This is a genomic window from Halomonas rhizosphaerae, from assembly GCF_030012485.1.
GTDB lineage: Bacteria > Pseudomonadota > Gammaproteobacteria > Pseudomonadales > Halomonadaceae > Halomonas > Halomonas rhizosphaerae.
The window spans coordinates 1-19,683 of the sequence record NZ_JASCQQ010000025.1 but is presented as its reverse complement, the minus strand read 5'-3'; the positions used below and the strand labels follow the sequence as shown (position 1 = coordinate 19,683).

The window sequence follows — 19,683 nt, the reverse complement described above, 5'->3', positions numbered from 1 at the left end:
CGGCCGGCCAGGCTCAGGGCACGATGATCCGCTCGACGTGCCACACCGAGCGGAATCGGATGGCCTCGGTGAGCAGTTCGGGATGCTCGTCGAAGGGGTAGAGCACGAACAGCGGCCCATACTCGCGGATGGTCAGGGACTCGCCGTCGCGGGTCATGGCCAGGATCACGTCGTGCCGCCGGAAGTCCGACACCGGCACCTCCGCCTCGTAGTGGTTGAGGGCCCGGATGCGCACCTGCTCGACATCATCGGCACCGACCGCCTCGAGCAGGGCGCGAACCAGCGGCCCCTCGTAGCGTCCCCTGTCGCGATGCCAGGGCGTATGGGTCTCGATAACTCGCGTCGGCAGGGCCTGGAGCATGGCCCGGTCGAAATGCGCCTCGTCGCCCACGTTGGCATTGGCGATGTCACCACTGAGGGTCAGGAGCACCGTCCCCTTGGGTGTCGGCAGCGGCGAGGCCAGGGCGATGGAGAACGGCACCAGGGCCGAGAGCAGCAGTACGAGCGGACGAAGGGGGATACCGGTCAGCATCGGCAGGCTTCCTGCGGACTGTAAAGGTGCAGCAAGAGTACGCGATTCGACCTCGGAGGTCAGGAGGGCATCATGCAAAAACATCAGGGAGCGCCAAGCGCCCCCTGATGTCTCTCGTACCTGACCGACAGATCACGTCAGCTCTTCAGCTTCTCCATCGGTTCGATGCGCACCAGGTCCTCGTAGGCGTGCCAGCTGGCGTGGCCCAGTACCGGCAGGATCAGCGCCAGGCCGATGTAGAAGGTCATCACCCCGACCAGCACGCAGCCGGTGAGGATCACCGCCCATAACAGCATCGGGCGGAAGTTCTTCGACACCGAACGGATGCTGGCCTCGATGCCCTCCATGAAGGTCAGGTCCTGGTCCATCAGGGTAGGAATGGCCACCACGCTGATGGTGAAGGCGCCGAACGCGAGGACGGCGCCTATCGCGGTGCCCACCGCCAGCATCATCAGCCCGTCGGTGGTGGTGAGCAGCGAGGTGTAGAGCGTCTCGGGGCTCGGGGCCTCGAAGCCGAAGAACAGCGCGAACAGCAGGGTGGCCAGGCGGATCCAGGCGAGGAAGAAGATCATCATCATCACGCCCATCATCGCCAGCTGCCCCGCATGGCCCTTCCAGCCGCCGAAGGCATCGCCCAGGTTGGGGGCACGACCCGCCTCCAGTGCACGACTGATGCCGTAGGAGCCCACCGCCACCAGCGGACCGAGGAACATGAAGCCGGCGATCAGCGGCAGCAGCCAGTGCCAGAGGCCCAGCGTGAAGGCGCCGGCGGTGACGGCAACACTCAAGCCCACCCAGAACATACCGTAGGCCAGACTGACCGCCATGGCCTGGCGAAAATCCTCGAATCCTGCTGCCAGCCAGGCTCGCGGCTTATCCATGCCCACCGACCGAATGCTGATCCTGACATTGGGCGCAGCACCCTTGCCATGCTCTCGTGACGTCGCTGCATTCATGGTCACACCCCTGTTTGCCGCCTGTTGAGTCCCGGTACTGCCGGGCCGGTTCAAGGCCACATTTCGACACGCGGCCGTAATGCGCCCTTCATCTCTTAACACCTGGTTAATGTAGACGACGGCAGCCAATCCCGCAGGGTGTGTTGCATCACGGCACTCAACGCAAAATGTCCTGGCGGCACAGGCGTCACGCCAAGGTCTTGCCCAGGGTCATCATCAGCACGAAGCCCACCAGCACCCCCATGGTGGCGTAGGTCTGGTGGCCCTTGCGGTGGGATTCGGGAATGATCTCGTGGCTGATCACGAACAGCATGGCCCCGGCGGCGAAGGCCAGCCCCAGCGGCAGCAGGAAGGCGGCGACGGTCACCACCACGGCACCGAAGGTCCCACCGACCGGCTCGACGAGCCCGGTGAGCAGGGCCACGCCGAGGCCGGTCCAGCGACTGTAGCCCACGCTCATCAGGCCGATCGCCACGATCAGTCCCTCCGGCATGTTCTGCAGCCCGATGCCGATGGTGATGGCCAGGCCACCGGTGATGTCGCCGGTGCTGTAGCCGACCCCTACCGCCAGCCCCTCAGGCAGGTTGTGGATGGAGATGGCGAAGATGAACAACCAGATACGCTTGATGCGGGCCGCCTCGGCGCCGCTCTGCTTGCCCACGGCGAAGTGCTCGTGGGGCAGCAGCTTGTCCAGCAGCAGCACGGCCAGACCACCGAGACCGATACCCAGGGACACCAGCAGAGACGCACCCAGCACATCAGGCACATAGCGCTGGGCCTCGTTGATCGCAGGCTCCGCCAGGGAGAAGGCAGTCGCCGCCAGCATCACCCCGGCGCCGAAGCCCAGCAGGGAATCCTGAACACGGAAGCTGACGCGCGGGAACAGCAGCACCGGCAGTGCCCCCACCAGGGTGAAGAGACCGGCCACCAGACTCGCCAGGATGCCCAGTTGCATGCGGCCGAGGCCGTCGACCCAGTCCAGTCGACCGGCCTCCTGGAACCACCAGGCGAGCAGCAGGCCGAGCGTTGCCAGCAGCATCACCGGCATCAGCCAGGCACGACCGATGTATCTCCATTGGTCCGTGGTCATCTGTCTCGCTCCCTGCCTCGCCCGGAGGTTCAGTGCCGGGACAGCAGCCCCATATGCGAACGCCTCCATCGGGAGGAGGCGTTCGCGGGGTACTACAGAAGGTGGCGGTCCCGATCAGCGCACGATCATCACCGAGATCTTGGAGTGATGCACGACATGCTCGGCATTGGGCCCGAGCACGTAGTCGGCGAACTTGCGCTTGTTGTGGGAGGCCATGACGATCAGGTCCACCTCGAGCTTCTTCGCCGCCTTGATGATGGCCTCCCAGGGCGAGCCATCGACGATGACGCTCTGGGCCGTGATGTCCTCGGGCACATGGTCGCGGATGAACTCGTGCTGGGCCTGGGAGATCGCCTCATGGGCCTTCTTGGCGAAGTCCTTGGGGAAGTAGGAGCCGACCAGTGGCATGCGGTAGTCCGGTAGCACCGTCACCACATGCAAGGAGGCGCCGAAGCTGCGGCACAGCGCCACCGCCGTCGGCAGCGCCTTGGTCCAGGAGGCCTCCTCGTTGAGATCCACCGGTAACATGATCTTTTGGTACATGACGCTCTCTCCTTCAGGCTGAGGCCGCGGCGGCACTGCGATCACGCCGCCGGCGCTGCATCACTACGATCAGACCGAACACCAGGAAGGCCGGAATCCACATCAGCTCCTTGGTCCAGCGGTCCACCGGGGCCAGCACCTCGACGATCTCCTGGTCGAAGTCGAACCCAAGGTCCTCGGCCTGGCTGCCGAAGGTCACCATGTCGACCACGACCCGCTCGTCCTCGACGATCAACTCCAGGCCCAGGTTCTCCAGGCGCTCCTCGCCGGTCTCCCCTTCAGGCACCGGCAGCTGCATGTAGGTAGTCAACGGGTCACCGAAGTCATCCTCACCGAGGATCTGCAGGCGCAGGGTGCTCTCATCGTCGACGCTGCCCAGTGCCTCGACAAATTGCGCGGGTGGCACGGATTCGTAGGGATCGTGGATCCGATCCATCCAGAAGCCCGGCCGGAACAGTGTGAAGGCCACCAGCAGCAGCACGATGGACTCGTACCAGCGGTTGCGGGCGATCATGAAGCCCTGGGTGGCCGCGGCGAAGATCAGCATGGCGATGGTCGATACCACGAAGATCACCACGCCCTGCAGGGGCGAGACATCGATCAGCAGCAGGTCGGTGTTGAAGATGAACAGGAACGGCAGCGCCGCGGTGCGCAGGCTGTAGTAGAAGGCCTGGAAGCCGGTGCGAATCGGGTCGCCGCCCGAGACAGCGGCCGCGGCGAAGGACGCCAGCCCCACCGGTGGCGTGACGTCCGCCATGATGCCGAAGTAGAACACGAACAGGTGCACCGCGATTAACGGCACCAGCAGGCCGTTCTGCTCGCCCAGCTGGACGATCACCGGGGCCAGCAGCGCCGAGACCACGATGTAGTTGGCCGTGGTGGGCAGGCCCATGCCGAGGATCAGGCTGAGCACCGCGGTGAAGATCAGGATCAGCATCAGGTTGCCCATGGAGAGGATCTCCACCACATCGGCCAGCACCAGGCCGACGCCGGTCTGGGAAACCGCGCCGACGATGATGCCGGCCGTGGCGGTGGCGATGCCGATGCCGATCATGTTGCGGGCACCGGTGACCAGGCCATTCCACAGGTCCAGTGCCCCATCGCGCAGGTCCGCCGCCATGCTCCCCTGGCCGCGGAAGCTCGCCATGATCGGGCGTTGGGTAAGGATGATGAAGATCATGAACACCGTCGCCCAGAAGGCCGACAGTCCCGGCGACAGACGCTCGACCATCAGGCACCAGATCAGCACGATCACCGGCAGGATGAACTGCAGGCCGACCATCACCGTGGGTCGGGTCTGGGGCAGCGTATAGATCGGTGCGTCCGGGTCGTCGAGTTCCAGTTCGGGATAGTTCGACCCGACCTTGAGCAGCCCCACATAGATCAGCGCCAACCCCGCGGCGATCACCCAGGGTGCCGCCTCGCCCAGTACCGGCTTGAGCCAGCCCAGGCCGTAGTAGACCGCGAGTGCCGTGATCATCATCAGCAGCAGGCCGCCGAGGAAGCCGATCACCTTGCGGACCAGGGGCTTGGGTGGATTGCTGCTCTTCAACCCTTGCAGGTTGGCCTTGAGGGCCTCGAGGTGGACGATATAGATCAGCGCGATATAGGAGATCAGTGCCGGCAGGAAGGCATGCTTGATCACCTCGACATAGGAGATGCCCACGTACTCGACCATCAGGAAGGCCGCAGCCCCCATGACCGGCGGCATGATCTGGCCATTGACCGAGGACGACACCTCCACGGCCCCGGCCTTCTCGGCGGAGAAGCCGACGCGTTTCATCATCGGCACGGTAAAGGTGCCGGTGGTCACCACATTGGCGATGGAGGAGCCGGAGATCAGGCCGGTCATGCCCGAGGCGACCACGGCGGCCTTGGCCGGCCCGCCCTTGTAGTGCCCCAACATCGAGAAGGCGACCTTGATGAAGTAGTTGCCGGCGCCGGCCTTGTCGAGCAGAGCACCGAACAGCACGAACAGGAAGACGAAGCTGGTCGAGACCCCCAGCGCGATGCCGAAGACCCCCTGAGTCGTCAGCCACTGGTGGTTGACCAGCCCAAAGAGGCTGACCCCGCGGTGGGAGAGGATGCCCGGCATGTAGGGCCCAGCCAGCGAGTAGACGATGAAGATCGAGGCGATGATCATCAGCGGCGGACCGAGCGCCCGTCGCGTGGCCTCGAGCAGCAGCAGGATACCCGCCACGCCGATGATCACGTCCTGCAGGATCGGCGCGCCGGGACGCTGGGACAGCTGCTCGTAGAACATGAACATGTAGGCGCCACAGAAGGCCGCCGCCGCCGCCAGCACCCAGTCCTGGACGGGGATGCGGTCGCGGGGCGAGCGCTTGAGTGCCGGATAGGCCATGTAGGCCAGGAAGAGCGCGAAGGCCAGGTGGATGGAACGGGACTCGGTGGCGTTGAAGACGCCGAAGCCCAGCATGAACGGCAACGGAGACGCGATCCACAGCTGGAAGAGCGACCACACCGCAGCGATGCTCACCAGCAGCTTGCCGGGCATGCCGGCCGGCTTGCGGGCCCCGGTATCGGTCGAGGCGACCATATCCTCCAGATCGACCTCGGATCCCGCGGCCCTCTTGTTGTCCTCAGTCATAAGCGTGCCCTGCTCTGTAACGTTTGCCCTGGGAACCCCTCTTGGTGATGCCCTACGGCATCCCAAACAGAATGCGCGGCCCCCTCGGGTGACCGCGCATTCTTCACCGAGGTGTGATCACCTCAGACGAGCCGGATCACTCGATCCAGCCCTGCTCGCGATAGTAACGTGCCGCCCCGTCATGCAGTGGTGCGGAAAGCCCCTCGCTGACCATCTCTTCCTGGTCGAGGTTCTCGAAGGCCGGATGCAGGCGCTTGAAGCGATCGAAGTTGTCGAATACCGCCTTGACGGTCTGGTAGATGACTTCCTCGTCGGCCTCGGCGGTGGTCACGAAGGTCGCGGCCACACCGAAGGTCTCGACGTCCTCGTCGTTGCCCTTGTAGAGGCCGCCGGGAATGACCGACTTGGTGTAGTAGGGGAACTCCTCGACGATGCCATCGATGGCTTCGTCATTCAGCGGAATCAGGCGGGAGTCCACCGTGGTGGTCGCCTCCTGGATGGAGCCGTTGGGATGCCCCACCACGTAGACCATGGCGTCGACGTTGTTGTCGGCCAGGGCAGCGGCCTGTTCGGCGGCATCAAGCTGTGAAGCTAGCGAGAAGGTATCCTCGGTCCAGCCCTTGGCTTCCATCACCACTTCCATGGTGTTGCGCTGGCCGGAGCCCGGGTTGCCGATATTGACGCGTTTGCCTTCCAGGTCGTCGAGGGTCTCGATGCCGGAATCGGCGCGGGCCAGCAGGGTCAGGGGCTCACCGTGCACGCGGAACACCGCGCGCAGATCCTCGTAGGGCTCACCCTCGAAGTTGCCGGTACCGTTGTAGGCCTGGTACTGGACGTCGGACTGGGCGACCCCCATATCCAGCTCACCGGACTTGATCCCGTTGATATTGGCCACCGAGCCACCGGTGGAGGGCGCGTTGCACTTGATGTTGGCATCTTCCAGACGGTTCACCAGGCGACAGACGGACTGGCCGACCACATAGTAGACGCCGGTCTGGCCACCGGTCCCGATGGTAATGAATTGTTCTTCGTCCTGGGCCATGGCCGGCGAGGCGAACATCGCGGCCCCCAGGAGCGCGCCGGTGAAGGCAGCTGCAGAGAATGCATGGCGTTTCATGAACACACCTCTTGTGTTGTGCAAACGGGTTCCGATATGGCAGCCCCGTGACGCGACCGCCGGCGGCGTTGCCGCCCTCTCCTACTTTAGCGAAAAAAGCGGGCGCTTGATGAGGCCTTTTTCCATAAGTTGGAGTCTAGACCCCTGAGCACGTTGAGTGAGCGTTAATTTTTACCGCCTCTTCTCACGCACGCCGCCTCATCGAAAGGAATGGCACGCCTCACGACGCCTTCATGATCAGCGCCTGCTTCTCGTCCTTCATGGCGGCGAACTCGGCCTCGAAGAAGAACTCGCTCTCCCCCAGCGCCGGTTCCAGGTGGTTGAGCCAGGTGGCAGCCTCGTCATACCTGGCGAAGAAGGGCCGCTGCACCCAGTCGCTGTCGCGCCCCTGAATAAAGCGCAGCATGAAGACCTTCTCGCCGTGGATCTCCGTCACCCCCTGGATCTCCACCTTGCCCGGATCGGCGGACATCGACGGCCCACGGGCGGTGCGCGCCAGCCCCGGCACCTGCTTCATCGCCTCGCGGTAGATCTCCCACGCCCTGACCAGCGGCACCTCGAAGTAATGGCAGGCGCCGGTGTCGCGCTCGACGAACAGGTAGTAGGGAATCATCCCCAGGCGCACCTGGGTGGTCCACATCCTCGCCCACTGGTCGGCATCGTCGTTGATGTGCTTGAGCAGCGGCGCCTGAGTGCGGATCTCCGCCCCGGTGGCCCGGATGCGTCGGATCGCCTCGCGGCAGATGGGGGTGTCCATCTCCTTCCAGTGGTTGAAGTGAGCCATGAAGGCCACATGCTTGCCGGCCGCCGTCAGTTCGCGGAACAGGTCTAGGATATCCTCGGCGTCCGGGTCGGTGACGAAGCGGTAGGGCCAGAAGGTCAGGCTCTTGGTGCCGATGCGGATGTCCTGGACGTGGTCCAGCTCAGGCGCCATCAGCCCCTCCAGGTAATGGCGCAGGTGCTTGGCCTTCATCACCATGGGGTCGCCGCCGGTCATCAGCAGATCCGTGACCTCTGTATGCTCGGCCAGGTAGCGGTGAAGCGAGTCGGCTTCGCTGGAGGCGAACTTGAGCTCCTTGTCGCCGACGAACTGCGCCCAGCGGAAGCAGAAGGTGCAGTAGCTGTGGCACACCTGTCCCTGACTGGGGAAGAACAGCACCGTCTCGCGGTACTTGTGCTGCATGCCCGGCAGCGGCTCGCCGTCGAGCAGCGGCAGGTTGAGGTCCATCTGCCCCGCCGGGTGGGGGTTGAGCTCGGAGCGGATGCGCTCTATCACCGGCTTCATCTCGGCGGCGGGAGCGTCGCGGCGCACCATCGCGGCCACCTCCTCGAAGTGCTCGGGAAGCAACATGCCGCGCTGGGGAAAGGTAAGCTGGAAGACCGGATCCTCGGGCACGTTGTTCCAGTCGATCAGCTCGTCGATCACGTACTCGTTGACCCGGAACGGCAGCACCTGGCTGACCACCCGCATGTCGAAACGCAGGTCGTCAGGCAGATGCTGGATGGCCTCGATCCTGTCCAGCTGACGGTGGGTATAGACCTTGAACTGGCGGGCCTCGAAGGCCTCGGCCCGGGAATCTCCGAGATCGATGTTCACGCGCTGGTTCATGCCACCTCCTGATGTCGTTGTGCGGCGGCGGGGCGGCCATGGGGGGCCCTGCACGGCGGATGCGATCGTCCGCTGCGCCGGCAAGCAACCGGGGCACCGCGAGTGGTTCGGGGGGTGGCCATTGGTACAGGGTCGCTGTCGTCGCTGCAAGTTTCTGCGTCGATTTGCAACGAATGTCACGCCTATGACAGATAAATGCAACGAATGTGCAATGCTGAGAGTGGCGAGGGTGATCCGGTTCAGCAACGCTCCCGGGGGTGGCGAATCATCAGCGCGGCAAACACCAGCGGGGCGAAACGCGCGGGAAACGGCATCGGCGACACCGGACAGGGGGAAGGGACAGGGGGTAGACTGCGAATTCTACGCCAGCGCCCCGGCGGATACCGCGCGGTGCGCCCATGGGTCGCAACAGGAGCCCGCATGCAGATACTCGCCGGCCAGATCGCCATCCCCCGCACCCGCTGTCGGGAGGACCAGCTCACTCACCTGCACCGCCTCGCCGAGCGGATGCGGGCCGCCTGCGCCAACGGCACACCAGACCTGATCGTGCTGCCGGAGCTGGCCGCCCAGGAGTACGGGGACGACGCCTTCGCCTGCCTGGAGGCCCTGGATGACGACCTTGCGGGGCCGGTCGTCACGACCTTCGCCGACCTGGCCCGGGAACTCGGCACCACCATCGCCTTCGGCATGGCCCGGCGCGCCGGTGGCCGGCGCCATATCAGCCAGGTGCTGGCCGGCCCCGACGGCCGCCTGGCCGGCGTCTACGACAAGCTTCACTGCGCCCAGTTCGGGGCCTCCGGTGAGGCCGCCCATTTCTCGCCGGGCGAACGGCTGCTGGTCAGCGAGGTCGCCGGCTGGCGGGTCGGGGTAGTGATCTGCTACGACCTGCGCTTCCCCGAACTGGCCCGGCGCCTGGCCGACGCGGGCGCCGAGCTGATCCTGCACCCGGTGGCCTTCACCCGGGACTTCAGCTTCGCCAGCTGGCACGCCTTCGTCACCACGCGCGCCATGGAGAACCAGCTCTACTGGCTGAGCCTCAACCGTGCCGGAGAGGCCTGGGGACAGTCGCTGTTCTGCCCGCCGCTGGTGGACGACGACCACCCTGCCCTTCCCTTCGGCAGCGACGAGCAGTGGCGCTGGCTGACCCTGGAGAAGCAGGTGGTGAAGGCAGCGCGAGCGCGCCTGCCGCTGGCCCGGGATCGCCGCGATGACCTTGAAGTCCTGCCGCTCTGGCGGCCAGACTGAACCACATGAGCCGCCAGGAGGGAAGCGAGATGGGCACTATCGAATGCATCCAGGGCGATATCGCCCGCCAGGCCGACCTCGACGCCGTGGTCAATGCCGCCAACGCGCAGCTGCGCAGCGGCGGCGGTGTGGCCGGCGCCCTGCATCGCGCTGCGGGCCCCGGGCTCGCCGAGGAGTGCCGCCCGCTGGCGCCGATCCGGCCCGGACAGGCGGTGATCACCGGCGCCCATGGGCTGCCCAATCACCACGTCATCCACTGCCTGGGACCGGTCTACGGCGTCGACGAGCCCGCCGATGAGCTGCTGGCCGCCTGCTATCGCCACGCCCTCGAACTGGCCGAGCGCGAAGGGATCCGCTCCATCGCCTTCCCGGCGCTCTCCGCCGGGGCCTTCGGCTACCCACCGGCAGAGGCCGCCCGCGTGGCGCTCGCCACGGTGCTGCAGACGCTGCCCGGGTGCCCGGGCATCGAGCGGGTGCGCTTCGTGCTCTTCGATGCCGACAGTACCGCACTCCATCAGCGCATTCTGGAGTCCCTGGAGAGCAGCCAAGAGTAAGGATCGCTAACCGAGGTTGTAGCCCAGCACTCGCGGCAGCCAGAGGGCGATCTCGGGGAACACCGCCACCAGCACGAGCGCGCCCGCCATGGCCGCCACGAACAGCAACGCCCAGCCCAGGGTCTGCTCCAGGCGGACCTTGGCGATCTCCGTGGTCACCATCAGGTTCACCGCGACCGGCGGCGTGAACTGGCCGATGGCGATGTTCATCGCCAGCAGGATACCGAACCACACCGGGTTCCAGCCGAAGTGCTGCATCACCGGGATCAGGATCGGCATCATGATCAGGTAGATGGAGATGGCATCCAGCAGCATGCCGGCGACCAGCACCGCCAGCATGATCAGCACCAGCAACAGGGGGCCGCTGTCGGAGAGGCCGACGATCCACTCCGCCAGGTGACGGAAGGTGCCGAGCATGGTGCCGGCCCAGGCGAAGATGCCGGCCAGGGCAATGATCAGCATGACCACGCCCGAGATCACCGCCGCCTCGCCGAGCAGCCCCCAGAGGTCCCGCCAGCTCATCTCCCGGGTCAGGAAGAGCCCCACCAGGGCGCCGTAGGCGACTGCCACCACGGCCGCCTCGGTGGGGGTGAAGAGCCCGCTGCGCAGCCCGCCGAGGATCAGCACCGGGGCGAACAGCGCCGGCAGCGCCTGCTTGAAGCTCTCGCCCACTCGCGGATGTTCTGCCCCCTCCACGGGGGTTCCCCCTTCCCAGCCATAGCGACGGGAGACCAGCAGCGCCGGCCCCAGCAGCGCCAGTCCGGCGAGGATGCCCGGAAAGAGTCCCGCGGCGAACAGCGCCCGCAGGTCGACCCCCGGCACCACGATGGAGTAGAGGATCAGCGCCACCGACGGCGGGATCAGGATCGCCGTGGAGGCCGAGGCGGCGATCAGGGTCGCCGAGAAGGGCCTGGGATAACCGGCCCTGGTCATGCTGGGCAGCATCACCATGGCCACCGCGGCGGCATCCGCCGGGCCTGAGCCGCTCATTCCGCCCATGATCATGCAGACCAGCACCGCGACCAGGGCGAGGCCACCGTGGCGCGGGCCGATCAGCGCCTGGGCGAAACGCACCAGCCGCGCGGCCACCCCGGCCCGCTCGAAGATGAGGCCGGTGAGGATGAACAACGGGATAGCGATCAGCGGGTACTTGGCGATACTGTTATAGGTGTTGGTGCCGAGGGTCGCCAGCATGGCCGGCGACAGCCCGGCCAGTATCCCCGCGGCGCCCGCCAGCCCCAGCGAGAAGGCCACCGGGACACCGGCGACCAGCAGTACGGCGAAGGCCAGCAGCATCCAGAGATCAGGACTCATCCTCGAGCCTCCCGCGCAGGCGATCGCGGGTCTGCTGCACCTGGCGCAGCAGCATCAGCCCCGAGAGCAGCGGCAGCCAGGCGAGGTACCACCACTGCGGCAGCCCCAGCCCCGGGGAGAGCGACCCCCACTGGAGCTCCTGCCAGGTCATCCTGGCGCCATACCAGGTGATCAGCCCCAGCACGACGAGCCCACAGCCCCCCTGGAAGAGGATCAGCGCCCTGCGCGCGGCCCTGGGCAGGGCGCGTTCCAGCAGGCCGATGCGGATGTGGCCGTTGCGGCGCAGGGCCACCGAGGCGCCGGCGAAGGTCAGCACCACCAGCAGGAACACCGAGAACTCCTCGGTGAAGGCGAAGGAGCCGCCGGTGAGGTAGCGCACCAGCACGTTGGCCAGGCTGATCAGGCCGATGACCAGGATCGCCAGGGTCGCCAGCAGGCGCTCGAGTCTTGCGTCGGGACGTTTCATGGGTGTCGCGGCGTCATGGGGTGGGAAACGCCATCGGCCCCGCCAAGGGGCCGATGGCACGGGCGCTCGGGGAGATCACTCCCCCTGCATGTCGGCGCGGGCCGCCTCGACGATCTCGCTGCCGATGCGCGGCACCCACTCGTCGTGGACGCTCTCGGTGGCCTCGACGAAGGCCTGGTGCTGCGCCTCGTCGAGCTCGGTGACCGTGACGCCGCGCTCCTTGATCGCCGCCAGGCGCTCGGGCTCCTCCTCGCGGGTCATCTCGATCTCCCAGGCGCCGGCTTCCTTGGCGGCGTCCCGCAGCAGGGTGCGCTCCTCCTCGGAGAGGGAATCCCAGACCTGCTGGTTCACCGCAAAGACCAGGGGGTCATTCATGTAGTTCCAAAGGGTCAGGTGCTCCTGGCCCACCTGGTCGATGCGCGCCACGTCGAAGACCGAGAGCGGGTTCTCCTGGCCGTCCACCGCGCCGGTGGTCAGCGCCGGCTTGGCGTCGGCCCAGCTCATCTGGGTGGGGTTGGCGCCCAGCGCCGTGAAGGTGTCCTGGAACAGCGGCGAACCCACCACACGGATCTTCAGGCCCTCGAGGTCGGCCGGCTCGTCGATGGGGCCGCGGGAATTGGAGAGCTGGCGGAAGCCGTTCTCGCCCCAGGCCAGGGGCACCACGCCGCGGGACTCAATGGCCGCGAAGACCATCTCGCCCGCCGCGCCGCCGGTCACCGCATCCACGGCGTCCAGGTCGGCCATGAAGAAGGGCAGCGAGAAGAGGTTGAGCTCCGGCACCTGGGGCGACCAGTTGATGGTCGAGCCCACCGCGGCATCGATCAGGCCCGAGCGCATGGCGGAGAACTCCCGGGTCTGGTCGCCATTGACGAGCTGGGAATTGGGGTAGACCCGCAGCGTCAGCTCGCCGTCGGAACGCTCGGCGACCAGCTCCGCCCACTTCTCGGCGGCCTGGCCCCAGGGGAAGGCGTCGGGGAGCACGGTGGAGACGGAGAGCTCGCGGGCCTGAACGGCAGAAACGGACAGCGAGAGGGAGACGGCGGCGACAGCGGCCAGGGCGGCCAGCCGGGTCGGGTGACGAGACGAGTTCATGACGTGTCCTTGCAGTGTCGGGCTCGGGGCAGGCCCACATCGGGCCTGCCCGGCATCGTTGTAGGTGGGCATCATCGCGGATATCAAGATGCCCTGTCATCCCGTGTTCATGCAAGACAGGACGCGGCCCTGCCCTGTCCCCGGGTTCAACGCACTTGCTATGCTGTGCCGTTTTCCCCTTCCCACCCCGAGGAGGCACCGTGCCACTCCGAGACCTGGCCCTGGGCCTCGCCGTCATCGTCATCTGGGCGCTGAACATCATCGTCATCAAGCTCGGGGTGGCCGAACTGCCGCCACTGCTGCTGACCACGCTGCGCTTCGCCCTGGTGGCCGGGTTGCTGGTGCCCTTCCACCCGGTGGCACGACACCAGCTGCCCTTCCTGCTGCTGCTCTCGGTGACCTTCGGCTCGCTGCATTTCGCCCTGCTGTTCATCGGCCTGAGCCAGGCCGAGGCCGGCACCGGCGCGCTGCTGGTCCAGATGGGCACGCCCTTCGCCACCCTGCTCGCCGTGGTATTCCTTCGGGAACGCCTCGATCCCCGGCGACTGGCCGGCCTCGTGCTCTCCTTCGCCGGGGTGGCGGTGCTCGCCGGTGGCCCCACCCTGCCCTCCCCCCTGCCGACGATCCTGTTGCTGACCAGCGCCCTGGGCTGGGCCGTCTCGCAGCTGCTGATCAAGCGCGGCCCCGACGTCTCGCCCATGGCGCTGGCCGGCTGGGTGGCACTGTTCGCCACGCCCCAGGTGGCGCTGGGTTCCTGGTGGTTCGAGCAGGGCCAGTGGCAGGCGCTGGCCGACGCCGGCTGGGCCGGCTGGGGAGCGGTCTTCTACACCGCCGTGATGTCCTCCATCGTGGCCTACGGCCTCTGGTACGGCCTGCTGCGTCGCCACCCGGTCAACCGGGTGGTGCCGCTGACCCTGCTGATGCCGGTGCTGGCCGTGCTGCTGGGGGCGGCACTGATGGGCGACAGCCTGGGACCCCACAAGCTCGCCGGGGGCGGGCTGGTCATCGCCGGCCTGGCGCTGATCGTGCTGCGTGTCGGCCCCCGCCGCCCCGCAGGCTGACTCACTGGGACGGCGCCCCGGCACAGAGCCCGCCGTCGCCCGGCCAGCTGACGCAGTCACCCGCCGCGACGCCCATCGCCTCGAAGGCCCCGGCATTGACCTCCAGGGCCGCCCGGTAGGGCACCGCGGGGCGGGTCACCGGACACTCCCCCGGTCGGGAGGCGGTGCATGGCTCCATGCGGTGGATCTCGGCGATGCGGCCCGCCTCGTCGATGAAGGCGATATCCAGCGGGATGCGCGTGCGATACATCCAGAAGCCGTTGCGCGAGGACTGGAGGCGGTCGTAGAGGAACAGCATGCCGGCCTGCTCCGCCAGCTGATCGCGGTCCATCAGGCCACGGCTGCGCTGGGTGATGGTGCGCGCCACCTCCACCTCCAGCCGCCGGGGGCCCTGCTCGCCGTGGATCACCAGGGGGACGGACTCGAGGGCCTCGGACCCCGAATCGGGCCCGGCGGCGGGCAGGACACGCGGCAGCAGGGAGGCGGCGGGCAGAAGGGCCAGGCCCAGCAGCAGCTGGCGGCGGATGGTGTTCATGGCGGTTTCCTCAACGATCGAAGATCTCGGGATGGTTTATGGGGGCGTCGGGCATCAGGTGGATGCCGGCGGCCAGCAGCGAGACCCCCACCGCCTCGCCACGGGCCAGGCCGTTGCGCCGTGCCGCATGGGTGGGGAGCTCGAAGCGCAGGGTATCGTCGCAGTGATCGAAGGCCAGCGCCACGGAGGTGATGCCGCCCAGCACCGCCATCTCCCTCACCCGGGCCTGGACCGGGTTCTCGCGCTCTCCCCGCGAGGGGCGGCCGCGACGATGGAGGACCACGTCCGAGGGAGGCAGGTACCAGCTGACCCGCTGCCCGGGCATCAGGGCCGCCAGGCCCTCTGCGACCTCCAGGCACCAGGGGCCCCATTGCAGACGGCGCCCCTCGTCGCCCTCCACCACCGTCCCGGTGAAGACGTTGTGGCGGTCGAGCAACCGCGCCACCTCGGGGCTCGCCGGCCGGCGGAAGAGCTGCTCGGCCGGCGCCTGCTGCAGGCTGCGGCCGGCGTGCAGCACGCAGAGCCGGTCGGCCAGGGCGGCGGCCTCGTCGAGGTCGTGGGTGACCAGCACGATGGGGATCCGGATCTCCTCGCGCAGCAGGGCGAGCTCGCGCTGAAGGCGGCGCCGGGTGACCTGGTCCACCGCCGAGAAGGGCTCGTCGAGCAGCAACACCCGCGGACTCCTGGCCAGGGCCCGGGCCAGGGCGACCCGCTGACGCTGGCCGCCGGAGAGCTCGGATGGTAGCCGGCCGGCCAGGCCGTCGAGGCGCACCCGGGCCAGCCACCGCTCGGCAGCCTGGCCGCGCTCGGCGGCGGGCAGGTGATCCAGGGCCACCATGACGTTGGCGCGGGCATCCAGGTGCGGGAAGAGCGCATAGTCCTGGAACACCAGCCCCACGCGACGCTGCTGGGGACGCAGCGAGTGCCCCGCCTCGGCGTCGAACCAGGTCTCGCCGGCACAGCGGATCACGCCTCGCGCCGGCCGGTAGAGCCCGGCGATGGCGCGCAGCAGGGTGGTCTTGCCGCCCCCCGAGGGGCCCACCAGGGCCAGCAGCTCGCCGGCCTCACAGTGGAAGTCGGCGTCCAGCGGGATCGGCCCGGCCTGCTGCAGCTGCACCGCCAGGTGGGCCGGGCTTGCGGGCAGATCCGGCTCAGCCACGGCGCCACCTCCGGCGCCCTGCCAGGCCGTAGACCACCCCGATGGTCAGGAAGGAGACCAGCAGCAGCATGGCCGACATGATGGCGGCCCCGGACTCGTCGAAGGCCTGGACCCGGTCGTAGATGGCGATGGCCAGGGTGCGGGTCTCGCCGTCGATCGCCCCGCCGACCATCAGGATCACGCCGAACTCGCCGAGGGTATGGGCAAAGGTCAGCGCCAGCGCCGAGACCAGCCCCGGCCACACCAGCGGCAGCTCGATGCGCCACAGCGTGCGGCCCGGCGAGAGGCCACTGCACCAGGCGGCCTCGCGCAGGTTTGGGGGGATCGACTCGAAGGCGCGCTGGATCGGCTGCACGGCGAAGGGCAGGTTGGCCACCAGCGAAGCGAGCAGGATCCCGGTGAAGGTGAAGTTGAGCCCACCGCCGGTCAACGACTGCCAGAAAGCGCCGAAGGGCGCCTCCACGCCGAAGGCCTGCATCAGGTAGAAGCCCAGCACCGTCGGCGGCATCACCAGCGGCAGCGCCACCAGCGCCTCGCACAGCGGCTTGCCGCGAAAACGCGAGAGCGCCAGGGTCCGCCCCAGCCAGAGCCCCAGCGGCAGCAGCAGCAGGCAGGTCAGCCCCGCCAGGCGCAGCGAGACCGAGAGCGCCGTCCAGTCCATCAGCGGGGGGTGCCCCCGTCCGGCAGGCGGAAACCGTACGCCGCCAGGATCTCTCGGGCCGCCGGCTGCTGGAGCCAGGTGTAGAAGGCGCGAGCGGTCTCGCCGGCCCCCTCGATCAGCGCCATCCTTTGTACCAGGGGCCCATGCCACGCCTCGGGGATCAGCACGTGCTCACTGCGCTCGGCCAGTGCCGGCGCAAGCGCCAGGGACCAGGCCACCAGGCCACCGCGGGCCTCGTCCGCCAGGGCGAAGCGCGCGGCCTGGGAGACATTCTCGCCGAGGATGCGCAGCGAGCCCGAATCCTCCCAGAGCCCGGCATGCTCGAGGGCCTGGCGGGCCGCCACGCCGTAGGGCGCATGCTCGGGATTGGCCAGGGCGATGCGCGGCCTGCCCTGCCCGGCCCGATGGGCGTCGATGGCCTCGCGCACGCCGGCCAGCGGGTCATCGTCACCGGGCAGGCCGTCGCGTCCGGCCGGCTGCAGCCAGGCCAGCCGGCCCACGGCATAGACCACCCCCTCGTCCTCGGTCAGGCCCGCCTCGTGCAGGGCCCGCACATAGGCCTCGTCCGCGGAGAGGTAGAGCTCGAAGGGGGCGCCCTGGCGGATCTGGCGCATGAAGTTGCCGGAGGAGCCGAAGTTCAGGCGCAGCTCCCGCCCGGTCTCGTCCTGAAAGCGCTCGGCGGCCTCGGTCAGGGCGAACTGCAGGTCCGAGGCCGCCGCCAAGGTGGGCACCTCGGCCAGGGCCGCAGGCGTCGTCAGGGCGAGCCAGGCGACGAGGGCCCAGCGCAGGGGAGATAACATGCGAAATTCCCGAATTGCGATAGGGTCGCTGCATTGTCGACCAGGCGTGCCCCGGGGGACAAGGCGAGGCCGGGGAACTCTCCCCGGCCTTGATGCGGGTCAGGCCATGGCCATGCCGGCGCTCAGGCCTGCTCCCGGGAGCGCCCGAGGATCGCCATCAGGTCGATGCTGGCCTCGCGGGGGCTCAGGTCCAGCAGCGCCTCGAGGCTCTCCAGGTGGTGCTGGATGCCCTCCCGGGCCGCCTCGGCATCGCCCTGCTCGAGGGCCGCCAGCAGCGCCGCGTGATCGCCCTCCAGGATGCAGGAGGCCAGGTTCGGCCGCTTGTAGAGGGCGATGACGATGGAGGTGCGCAGGATCAGGTCGGTGAGCATGGCCCCCAGCACGCGGTTGGGCGAATGCGCCGCCAGCAGGTGGTGGATGGCCAGGGAATGCTCGATGCGGGCCGGCTCGTCTCCCCGCCCGTGGGCCTCGATCTCGCCCCGCGCCTCCGCTGCAAGCCGTTCCCGCGAGGCGGCATCGAGCCGGCCCGCCAGCAGCGCGGCCACCTCCCCCTCCACCAGGCGGCGGGCCGCGAAGGTCTCGCGGGTCTCCTCGATGCTCGGCGCACGGACCCGCGCCACCTGGTTGGGACGCTGGTCCACCACGTGCTCGGAGGCCAGCCGGGTCAGGGCCTTGCGCACCACCGAGCGACTCACCCCGAAGACCTCGCCGAGGGTCACCTCCGGCAGTCGGGTACCGGGCGGCAGGCGCTGCATCAGTACCGCCCGGCGCACCTTGTCGACGATATCCCGGTCGCTGATGCGACGCCCGGCCCTGACCTCGGCCAGCACCTCCTCCTGCCACTCGTGCATGAGCTGTCCCCTGCCTGTTCCTGCCGCCAGCGTCTCATCCCGCGAACGGAATGACCACATCAAACAGGTTCATTGTATACAGGATCCATGCCTCAGGCACGGCGATGTGCCGGGGTCACGTCGAGGATCTTCAGGGTATTGGTGCCGCCATGGGCGTTCATGTGGTCGCCCCGGGTGAGGATCACGTGGTCGCCGGGCTCGGCGATGCCCTGCTCCACCAGTCGCTGCAGCGCCCGGTCGTTGAGCTCGGCGGCCGACATCTCGCTGGTGTCGAAGGGCAGCGAGACCACCCCGCGATAGAGCGCCATACGCCGCTGGGCCACCGGGTTGTGGGCCAGGCCGACGATGGGCAGCCCCGAGCTGATGCGCGAGGCGATCAGCGGCGTGTAGCCGGAGGCGGTCATGCAGGCGATGGCGGCGACCCCGGCGAGGTGGTTGGCGGCGTACATGGCGGAGAGCGCGATGGTCTCGTCGATCTGCGAGAAGCCCTCATGGATGCGGTGGCCGGACTCCTGGATGCGCCGCTCGCGCTCGGCGCCCAGGCAGACCCGGTCCATGGCCGCGACGGTCTCCACCGGGAAGTCGCCGGCGGCGGTCTCGGCGGAGAGCATCACCGCATCGGTGCCGTCGAGCACCGCGTTGGCGACGTCGAACACCTCGGCGCGGGTGGGCAGCGGGGCCTCGATCATCGACTCCATCATCTGGGTGGCGGTGATCACCGCGCGGTTGAGCGTGCGGGCGTGCTTGATGATGCGCTTCTGGGTGCCGATCAGCGCGGCGTCGCCGATCTCCACGCCCAGGTCGCCGCGCGCCACCATCACCGCCTCGCTGGCGCGGATGATGGCGTCCAGCGTCTCGTCGTCGGCCACCGCCTCGGCGCGCTCCAGCTTGGCCACCAGGCCGATCTCGCGGCCGGCCTCGCCGAGCCGCTCGCGGGCCTCGACCATGTCGGCGGCGCTGCGCGGGAAGGAGATCGCCAGGTAGTCGACGCCGATCGCCACGGCGGTCTCCAGGTCGGCCTTGTCCTTGTCGGTCAGCGCCGGGGCCGAGAGGCCGCCGCCCTGCTTGTTGATGCCCTTGTTGTTGGAGAGCGTACCGCCCACCACCACGCTGGTGTGGATCAGGTGGTCGGCGACCCGGTTGACGTCGAGCACCACCCGGCCGTCGTCGAGCAGCAGGCGGTCGCCGGGGCCGACGTCGTCGGCCAGGGTCTTGTAGTCGCAGCCGACGCGGGTCTCGTCGCCCTGGTCGCTGCCCAGGCCCATGTCGAGGATGAAGGACTGCCCCTCCTCGAGTTCCACGGCGCCCGCCTTGAAGCGGGCGATGCGGATCTTGGGGCCCTGGAGGTCGCCCAGGGCGGCGACGCTGCGCCCCAGGCGGTCGGCGATGGCGCGGACCCGTTCGAGGCGGCGGCGGTGGTCATCGGGGCTGCCGTGGGAGAAGTTGAGGCGCACCACGTCGACGCCGGCCTCGAGCATCGCCTCGAGGAC

The 19,683-nt window shown here is 68.2% G+C and carries 19 protein-coding genes; 3 read left to right on the top strand and 16 right to left on the bottom strand.

The annotated features are described in order from the left end of the window. Positions 1–13: 13 nt before the first annotated feature. The 7 genes from QLQ86_RS10430 to QLQ86_RS10400 all read right to left on the bottom strand — a co-directional run bounded on the left by QLQ86_RS10430 (position 14) and on the right by QLQ86_RS10400 (position 8,455). The gene (locus QLQ86_RS10430) at positions 14–532 is read right to left on the bottom strand and encodes a molybdopterin-dependent oxidoreductase (RefSeq protein WP_282816878.1); all 519 of its coding nucleotides are present in this window, start codon (positions 530–532) and stop codon (positions 14–16) included. 137 nt (positions 533–669) lie between these two features. Next, on the bottom strand, positions 670–1,488 hold the full coding sequence (locus tag QLQ86_RS10425) for a DUF2189 domain-containing protein (RefSeq protein WP_282816877.1): 819 nt from the start codon (positions 1,486–1,488) through the stop codon (positions 670–672). Positions 1,489–1,675: 187 nt separating this feature from the next. Next, positions 1,676–2,578: a ZIP family metal transporter gene (locus QLQ86_RS10420; RefSeq protein ID WP_282816876.1), complete on the bottom strand. Its 903-nt coding sequence runs from the start codon at positions 2,576–2,578 to the stop codon at positions 1,676–1,678. A 114-nt stretch (positions 2,579–2,692) separates the two neighbouring features. Further along, entirely contained in the window at positions 2,693–3,121 is a 429-nt protein-coding gene (locus QLQ86_RS10415; protein WP_282816875.1) for a universal stress protein, read from the bottom strand. A gap of 13 nt (positions 3,122–3,134) precedes the next feature. Continuing rightward, positions 3,135–5,729 (bottom strand): TRAP transporter permease, encoded by a 2,595-nt coding sequence (locus tag QLQ86_RS10410; RefSeq protein ID WP_282816874.1) that lies wholly within the window; start codon positions 5,727–5,729, stop codon positions 3,135–3,137. A 136-nt stretch (positions 5,730–5,865) separates the two neighbouring features. Next, the gene (locus QLQ86_RS10405) at positions 5,866–6,846 is read right to left on the bottom strand and encodes a TAXI family TRAP transporter solute-binding subunit (protein ID WP_282816873.1); all 981 of its coding nucleotides are present in this window, start codon (positions 6,844–6,846) and stop codon (positions 5,866–5,868) included. A 220-nt stretch (positions 6,847–7,066) separates the two neighbouring features. Then, positions 7,067–8,455 (bottom strand): KamA family radical SAM protein, encoded by a 1,389-nt coding sequence (locus QLQ86_RS10400; RefSeq protein ID WP_282816872.1) that lies wholly within the window; start codon positions 8,453–8,455, stop codon positions 7,067–7,069. Positions 8,456–8,875: 420 nt separating this feature from the next. Between QLQ86_RS10400 and QLQ86_RS10395 the strand changes: the two genes are divergently transcribed. Together QLQ86_RS10395 and QLQ86_RS10390 are read left to right on the top strand one after the other, a co-directional pair. After that, complete coding sequence (locus QLQ86_RS10395; RefSeq protein ID WP_282816871.1) at positions 8,876–9,700, top strand: carbon-nitrogen hydrolase family protein; 825 nt, start codon at positions 8,876–8,878, stop codon at positions 9,698–9,700. 29 nt (positions 9,701–9,729) lie between these two features. Beyond that, on the top strand, positions 9,730–10,254 hold the full coding sequence (locus QLQ86_RS10390; protein ID WP_282816870.1) for a macro domain-containing protein: 525 nt from the start codon (positions 9,730–9,732) through the stop codon (positions 10,252–10,254). Positions 10,255–10,260: 6 nt separating this feature from the next. Here QLQ86_RS10390 and QLQ86_RS10385 read toward each other — a convergent pair whose 3' ends face one another. The 3 genes from QLQ86_RS10385 to QLQ86_RS10375 form a co-directional block, all read right to left on the bottom strand. After that, a complete protein-coding gene (locus QLQ86_RS10385) occupies positions 10,261–11,568 on the bottom strand; it encodes a TRAP transporter large permease (RefSeq protein ID WP_282816869.1) in 1,308 nt (435 codons plus the stop codon). Then, complete coding sequence (locus QLQ86_RS10380; protein WP_282816868.1) at positions 11,558–12,034, bottom strand: TRAP transporter small permease; 477 nt, start codon at positions 12,032–12,034, stop codon at positions 11,558–11,560. Before QLQ86_RS10380 ends, QLQ86_RS10385 begins: the two co-directional genes overlap by 11 nt. A 75-nt stretch (positions 12,035–12,109) precedes the next feature. Continuing rightward, positions 12,110–13,126, bottom strand: a complete 1,017-nt coding sequence (locus QLQ86_RS10375; protein ID WP_282816867.1) for a DctP family TRAP transporter solute-binding subunit — start codon at positions 13,124–13,126, stop codon at positions 12,110–12,112. A gap of 200 nt (positions 13,127–13,326) precedes the next feature. Between QLQ86_RS10375 and QLQ86_RS10370 the strand changes: the two genes are divergently transcribed. Further along, on the top strand, positions 13,327–14,187 hold the full coding sequence (locus tag QLQ86_RS10370; protein WP_282816866.1) for a DMT family transporter: 861 nt from the start codon (positions 13,327–13,329) through the stop codon (positions 14,185–14,187). A 1-nt stretch (position 14,188) separates the two neighbouring features. Here QLQ86_RS10370 and QLQ86_RS10365 read toward each other — a convergent pair whose 3' ends face one another. The 6 genes from QLQ86_RS10365 to pyk all read right to left on the bottom strand — a co-directional run. Then, the gene (locus QLQ86_RS10365; protein WP_282816865.1) at positions 14,189–14,722 is read right to left on the bottom strand and encodes a DUF192 domain-containing protein; all 534 of its coding nucleotides are present in this window, start codon (positions 14,720–14,722) and stop codon (positions 14,189–14,191) included. 10 nt (positions 14,723–14,732) lie between these two features. Continuing rightward, positions 14,733–15,881, bottom strand: coding sequence for an ABC transporter ATP-binding protein (locus QLQ86_RS10360; RefSeq protein WP_282816864.1), 1,149 nt, complete (start codon positions 15,879–15,881; stop codon positions 14,733–14,735). Then, positions 15,874–16,542, bottom strand: coding sequence for a molybdate ABC transporter permease subunit (gene modB / locus QLQ86_RS10355; RefSeq protein ID WP_282736756.1), 669 nt, complete (start codon positions 16,540–16,542; stop codon positions 15,874–15,876). Before modB ends, QLQ86_RS10360 begins: the two co-directional genes overlap by 8 nt. Continuing rightward, the gene (modA, locus tag QLQ86_RS10350) at positions 16,542–17,342 is read right to left on the bottom strand and encodes a molybdate ABC transporter substrate-binding protein (protein WP_282816863.1); all 801 of its coding nucleotides are present in this window, start codon (positions 17,340–17,342) and stop codon (positions 16,542–16,544) included. Before modA ends, modB begins: the two co-directional genes overlap by 1 nt. 122 nt (positions 17,343–17,464) lie before the next feature. After that, the gene (locus QLQ86_RS10345) at positions 17,465–18,193 is read right to left on the bottom strand and encodes a GntR family transcriptional regulator (protein ID WP_282816862.1); all 729 of its coding nucleotides are present in this window, start codon (positions 18,191–18,193) and stop codon (positions 17,465–17,467) included. A gap of 92 nt (positions 18,194–18,285) precedes the next feature. Then, on the bottom strand, positions 18,286–19,683 hold a 1,398-nt coding region (gene pyk / locus QLQ86_RS10340), incomplete at its 5' end, for a pyruvate kinase (RefSeq protein WP_282816861.1).

What these genes read in the sequence shown, in the direction of transcription:
- QLQ86_RS10390 (WP_282816870.1), top strand. Translation starts at nt 9,730, where the DNA reads ATGGGCACTATCGAATGCATCCAGGGCGATATCGCCCGCCAGGCCGAC.
- QLQ86_RS10405 (WP_282816873.1), bottom strand. Translation starts at nt 6,846, where the DNA reads ATGAAACGCCATGCATTCTCTGCAGCTGCCTTCACCGGCGCGCTCCTG.
- QLQ86_RS10375 (WP_282816867.1), bottom strand. Translation starts at nt 13,126, where the DNA reads ATGAACTCGTCTCGTCACCCGACCCGGCTGGCCGCCCTGGCCGCTGTC.
- QLQ86_RS10345 (WP_282816862.1), bottom strand. Translation starts at nt 18,193, where the DNA reads ATGCACGAGTGGCAGGAGGAGGTGCTGGCCGAGGTCAGGGCCGGGCGT.
- QLQ86_RS10385 (WP_282816869.1), bottom strand. Translation starts at nt 11,568, where the DNA reads ATGAGTCCTGATCTCTGGATGCTGCTGGCCTTCGCCGTACTGCTGGTC.
- modA (WP_282816863.1), bottom strand. Translation starts at nt 17,342, where the DNA reads ATGTTATCTCCCCTGCGCTGGGCCCTCGTCGCCTGGCTCGCCCTGACG.
- QLQ86_RS10420 (WP_282816876.1), bottom strand. Translation starts at nt 2,578, where the DNA reads ATGACCACGGACCAATGGAGATACATCGGTCGTGCCTGGCTGATGCCG.
- QLQ86_RS10400 (WP_282816872.1), bottom strand. Translation starts at nt 8,455, where the DNA reads ATGAACCAGCGCGTGAACATCGATCTCGGAGATTCCCGGGCCGAGGCC.
- QLQ86_RS10395 (WP_282816871.1), top strand. Translation starts at nt 8,876, where the DNA reads ATGCAGATACTCGCCGGCCAGATCGCCATCCCCCGCACCCGCTGTCGG.
- QLQ86_RS10430 (WP_282816878.1), bottom strand. Translation starts at nt 532, where the DNA reads ATGCTGACCGGTATCCCCCTTCGTCCGCTCGTACTGCTGCTCTCGGCC.
- QLQ86_RS10365 (WP_282816865.1), bottom strand. Translation starts at nt 14,722, where the DNA reads ATGAACACCATCCGCCGCCAGCTGCTGCTGGGCCTGGCCCTTCTGCCC.
- QLQ86_RS10380 (WP_282816868.1), bottom strand. Translation starts at nt 12,034, where the DNA reads ATGAAACGTCCCGACGCAAGACTCGAGCGCCTGCTGGCGACCCTGGCG.
- QLQ86_RS10415 (WP_282816875.1), bottom strand. Translation starts at nt 3,121, where the DNA reads ATGTACCAAAAGATCATGTTACCGGTGGATCTCAACGAGGAGGCCTCC.
- QLQ86_RS10410 (WP_282816874.1), bottom strand. Translation starts at nt 5,729, where the DNA reads ATGACTGAGGACAACAAGAGGGCCGCGGGATCCGAGGTCGATCTGGAG.
- modB (WP_282736756.1), bottom strand. Translation starts at nt 16,542, where the DNA reads ATGGACTGGACGGCGCTCTCGGTCTCGCTGCGCCTGGCGGGGCTGACC.
- QLQ86_RS10425 (WP_282816877.1), bottom strand. Translation starts at nt 1,488, where the DNA reads ATGAATGCAGCGACGTCACGAGAGCATGGCAAGGGTGCTGCGCCCAAT.